This is a genomic window from Finegoldia magna, assembly GCF_018371055.1.
Lineage (GTDB): Bacteria > Bacillota > Clostridia > Tissierellales > Peptoniphilaceae > Finegoldia > Finegoldia magna_I.
Genome location: NZ_JAGYZD010000114.1, coordinates 1 through 5530, shown reverse-complemented (window position 1 = coordinate 5530; position 5530 = coordinate 1). Strand labels below are relative to the sequence as shown.

3 protein-coding genes are annotated in these 5530 nt (G+C 31.3%); all 3 read left to right on the top strand.

Features of this window, described 5'->3' with window-relative positions; translation table 11 throughout:
* On the top strand, window positions 1-514 hold a 514-nt coding region (locus tag KHW44_RS05990), incomplete at its 5' end, for a S1 RNA-binding domain-containing protein (protein ID WP_304067178.1).
* Between the two features lie 212 nt (window positions 515-726).
* A complete protein-coding gene (locus KHW44_RS05985) occupies window positions 727-4830 on the top strand; it encodes a cell wall-binding repeat-containing protein (protein WP_304067175.1) in 4104 nt (1367 codons plus the stop codon).
* 84 nt (window positions 4831-4914) lie between these two features.
* Entirely contained in the window at window positions 4915-5325 is a 411-nt protein-coding gene (locus KHW44_RS05980; protein WP_304067172.1) for a GNAT family N-acetyltransferase, read from the top strand.
* The last annotated feature ends 205 nt before the right edge of the window (window positions 5326-5530 follow it).

Sequence of the window (5530 nt, the reverse complement as noted above, 5' to 3'; positions counted from 1 at the left end):
AAAAGGAATTGGACCAAAAGCATTCGTACAATGTGCAGGATTTTTGAGAATTCCTGAAAGCGAAGAAATATTAGATAACACAGAAGTTCACCCAGAAAGCTACGAAATCGCAAAACAAATTATGAAATACGATTTGAACGATATCGATGTGAAAAAACTTTCCGAGGAATTGGAAGTAGGAGAACCTACTTTGCGTGATATTATAGAAGAACTTAAAAAACCAGGCAGAGACCCACGTGACGAAATGCCAAAACCAGTTCTAAGACAAGACGTATTGTCAATCGACGATTTGGAAGAAGGAATGATAGTCACAGGAACAGTCAGAAACGTCGTGGATTTCGGCGCCTTCATAGACATCGGAATCAAAGAAGATGGACTTTGCCACATATCTAAAATGAGCGATTCGTACATCAAAAACCCAAGAGAAGTGTGCGAAGTAAGTGACACCGTAAAAGTAAAAATAATTGGAATAGATAAAGAAAGAGGATTGGTTTCTTTGTCGATGAAGTTATAAATATTTTCAATACAAACTCCTAATTAGTTTAACGATTAATTAGGAGTTTTTTACGTTACTCGCAAATAAATATGCTGTGATAAAGTATATAATTTTATTTTTAAATAAGACGATAAACTATTATTAAATTAATTGTTTTAAATGTGTTATTAAGTTATAATGATATCGGTATAAAATTAACTACCAAAAAATAAAATTATTAGGAGGAAGATTTGAAAAGAGTTGTAGCTTTTCTGTTAGCTTTTGCGCTTGTTTTTGGATATGCTCCAGTCGTAAAAGCAGCAGATGAAAAAGTAGATAGTAATGTAAATAATGAAACTACATTACCAGAATCAAATGTCAAAACAAAAGAATTTTCTTTCAAAGTATTATGTAAAGTATGCGATATGCGACCTGTTGAAAACCAATTGGACTTTGAATTAGAAAATTTAGAAACAAAAGAAGTGATGGAGTTTAGTTCAGCACAAGGAATTACCAAATTTAGTATCAATGATATAAAAGTTGGTCAAAAATACAAAATCACTTTGAAGAAGAACAAAGATTACCAAATGGATCCATTTAATGTAGAAGTAATGGAATATGAGGGAGATCTTGTTTTAGCAAAAGAAGATAATTATATTTTGGAAGATATCCTAGTATCCAAAATAGATCTTTCTAAGGAATGTGTCGAAGATGTTTGTGAATTTTCAGACAAGAAAGTAACCATGGCACCTATTCCAATGATGGTGGAAGAAAATGGTAACAAAAGAGCCTTGAAATCAGACGAAGAAGTGATATTTAATCTTTATAATACTTCTAAAGCTGAAAGAGTAGGAGAAGTAAAAACTGTTAATGGACAAATTCCAGCACTAAGTGTTTATGAAAAAGATGATTATATTCTATTCACAAGCCCTAAGAATAAAAAATTTATCTTGGCAGACAAACCATTTGAAAAGTCTGTTAGTGAATTTTATTTCAGACAAAATGGAGAAGGTAAATTGCCAATTAGACATAAAGCAAAAAACCCATACTTACAACCAGCGAAAACAGAAATAGATTCATTGACTGTTCGTCATTTAAAAGAAAATGAAAAAATCACTGACAGGGTTACTTTGGATTATGTTTGTATAGCTCCAATTGAAAATGATAAGCAAGACTTTAAAGATTTAAAAGTTGTATTCACGAGTGAATACGATACAGTTACAGCAGTTCCTATTTTGCAAGATCAATACGGAACTTTATTGAGCCCTTTTAGTTTGCACGAAGGAGTACAATATTCCGTAAAAATTGAGGATCCTAAGGGACAATACGCAATTGAAAACTTCCCATTTACTATAGTAGACAAATCTGAAAGAGGACCTCATCATCCATTAGGATGGGGGGATGGCAAATACGGATTTAATCATTCCTATTGTGGAAATGCAAACTACATAACTGTTGTTAAAAAAGGCGAAGAAAACAAACATAACACAGTTATCAAATGTATTAATGGAAACACATCTGTTTCTGGAATGAATTTTAGGGATTTGTTATTAAGAACAATTCATCCAGATAAATCACAAATCAAGGAAATGCAAGGAAAAGACTTTGATTTATTTAGATTTAAATTAATCAATCCAAAAAGATGTGAAGTTTCCAAAATGGCTGATGGAGATTTTACAATTCACAGAAATATTCCAAAGGATAAATCAGTGAAGGCTGTATATCAAGTAGAAAAAGACGGTAGCCTTACAAAATTAGACTTTACTATAAAAGATAATGTAGCAAATATCAAAACAAAAACATTATCAATTTACGATACTGTAATTGAATACGGCAAGAAATCAGAAGAAAAATTGGATCAAGAATTTGAATTGGATGTATTGTGTGGTTCTTGTAACAGATTGCCAGTTGATAAAGAATTGGGATTTGAATTGGAAAATTTGAACACTAAAAAAGTTACAAGCATAAAATCAAATTCAGCTAAAGTAAAATTCACTTTAAGAGAAGGTGAAAAATACCAAATTCGTTTGAAGAAAAATGACGAATACAAACTTGACGCTTTAACTGTGACAGCGAAGAAAGTAAACGGCAAGATTGTGGCATTAACTGATGATAATAAAGTTTTGGAAGAAATCTTGTTATCTAAGTTGGATTATTCAAAAGAATCAGTGGATGATGTATGTAATTTATCCGATAAAAAAGTAAAAATGGCACCTATTCCAATTTTGGTTAAAGAAAATGGAAAGACAAGACCTCTTGGTGAGATGGAATCTTTGTATTTCACATTATATGACTTAACTAGATCTGAAAGAGTAGGAACTTTTATGGCGTATGCAGGAGAATTAGCATCATTATATGTATATGAAAATGATGACTATATGCTATCAACTGGTTCTAATAACAAGCAATTTATCTTAGCGGACACTCCATTTGATAAAGAAGTTAATGAATTCTACTTTAAAGCAAATGGTGAAGGTAACTTACCAATTAGACATAAAACTAAAAACCCATACGCAAAACCAGTTGATCCAAAAATAGATCATCTTACAATCAGACCTTTGGAAAAAGATGAAGTAATAAAAGACAAATACACTATAGATTATGTAAGAATATTACAAGACAAGAAAAATCCAAAAGATTATAGCAATGTTAAGTTGATATTTACAAGTGAATATGACACTGTAACAGCGACTACTTTAGAAGAAGACGAATGGGGAGTTCCAATCACACCAATTGATTTGTACGAAGGCGTTCAATATTCAGTAAGAGTTGAAGACTCAAAAGATGAATTTGCGATTGCAAATTTCCCATTTACACTTGTTGATAAATCTGAAAGAGGACCAAACCATCCATTAAAATGGGGCGACGGCAAATATGTATTCAATCAAACTTCTTGTACTAACGCAACTTATTTAACATTAGTTCCAAAAGGAGAAGAAAACGCCAACAATACAGAATTGAAATCTGATGATAAGAGTACAACTATCAAAGGAATGAACTTTGGGGATTTGATGCTTAAAACGACTTATCCAGACAAATCAGATGTAAGAAAACTTGCAGGAAAAGATTTTGATTTATTCAGATTTAAATTAATAAATCCTCACAGATGTGAAGTTACAAAAATGGCGTTAGGAGATTTTACAATACAAAGAGTTGTTCCTAATGATAAAAATGTTGTAGCAGTTTATGAAATCGACAAATATGGAAACTTAAACTTGTTGCCATTTAAACAAGATAAAGATTTGGTAGACATAAAAACAAAAACATTGTCTATTAATGATATTGCAATAGAATATACTAAAAAACCAGTAGAAGATAATCCAAGTGTTCCAGGTGATAAACCAAGTAAACCAGATGACAAACCAAGTACACCAGATGATAAACCGAATAATCCAGGCACAGTACTCCCAAGTAATCCAGGAGATAATACTAATCCTTCTGATAAAAAAGAAGTGAAATCATTCGAAGATTTGTACAAGCAATTTGCAAATTCTAGAATTTCAGGAGAAGACAGATATCAAACAGCTATTGAAATTTCTAAAAAACACTTCTCATCTTCTGAAAGCATCGTATTAACATCAGCAAATGAATTGGTGGATTCGTTGACATCAACACCACTTGCGACATCTTTAAAAAGTCCAATACTTTTAAGCGATAAATCAAAAGTAAACCAAAATACTTTGAATGAAATTAAAAGATTAAACGCAAAAAATATTTATATTGTAGGTGGAGAATCTACTATATCTCAAAAAGTAGAATCTAATTTAAAACAACAAGGATACAATGTAGTAAGAGTTTCAGGAAAAGATAGATACAGAACATCTGTCGAAGTTGGCAAAAAAGTCGTGGAAAAATCTGGCAATAAACACAAAATTGTGTTGGCAAGTGGAGTGAACATTGTCGATGCACTTAGTGGTAATAGCATTGCTGCTAAGGAAAATATCCCTGTATTGTTAACTCAAATCAATGAATTAAATGAATACACGAAGAAAGCAATTAAAGAATGGAAAGTAAATGAAATTGTAATTGTAGGCGGAAAATCTTCTGTATCAGAAAAAGTCGAACAAGAGCTTGTATCTATGGGAATAAAAGTAACTAGATTAAGTGGAAAAGATAGATTCGAAACTTCAGTAGAAGTCGCAAAACACATCTATCCAAAAGCAGAAAAAATCCTTGTAGCAAATGGATATAATTATGTAGACGCATTAGTTGCAGGTCCTATAACACAAATTAATAAAACTCCAATAATATTACTTGAAAAAGATAAAATTCCAGCATCTGTTCAAAAATATTTGAACGATTCTAACATCAAAGAAATCCAAGTAATTGGAGGAGTAGAAAGTATTTCAAAATAAAACTTTAGAGATATTGGCAGCAAGCTGATATCTCTTTTTTTGTAAAAATTAGAAAAATAATGGATAATATTTGTGAGGTGAATTATGAATACAAAATACGTTATAAAAAATGCAGCAGTTAGTCCAGATGAGTACAACGATTTGCGTGAAAAATCTGGTATTGGAAATAGAAAATCAAGGGAGAATGCGAAGGTTGCAATCGAAAATTCTCTTTTCATTACATCAATTTACGATGGTGATAAGTTGATTGCGATGGCAAGGGTTGTCGGAGATGGGGCGATTAGTCTTGTGGTTACTGATGTTATGGTGGATTCAAGCTATCAGAAAAATGGTTTGGGAAGGGTTTTGATGAATGAGGTTAGCAACTACTTGGACGAAAATTACGATGAAGATGCGTATATTATTTTGCTTGCGAATACTCCTTATGATGCATTTTACGAAAAATTTCATTTTCAACAATTTCCTAACAAAAAGGGTATGCTGAGAGTTTTGTAGATTTTGAATTAAATATTTTAGTAACACAAAATTTTTGTTAATATTTTTAACGAAAAATGATTTATTAATTAGTCGTATTATGATAAAATTTATTCAACGCGAAAAGTTTTTTCGTAAAATTTATAGGAGGAATTTATGAAATCTAAATCTAAGATGAGCTATAACTTGTCGGTAATTTTACTAATTCCACTTGGTATAGCTATCA

What these genes read in the sequence shown, in the direction of transcription:
- KHW44_RS05980 (WP_304067172.1), top strand. Translation starts at nt 4,915, where the DNA reads ATGAATACAAAATACGTTATAAAAAATGCAGCAGTTAGTCCAGATGAG.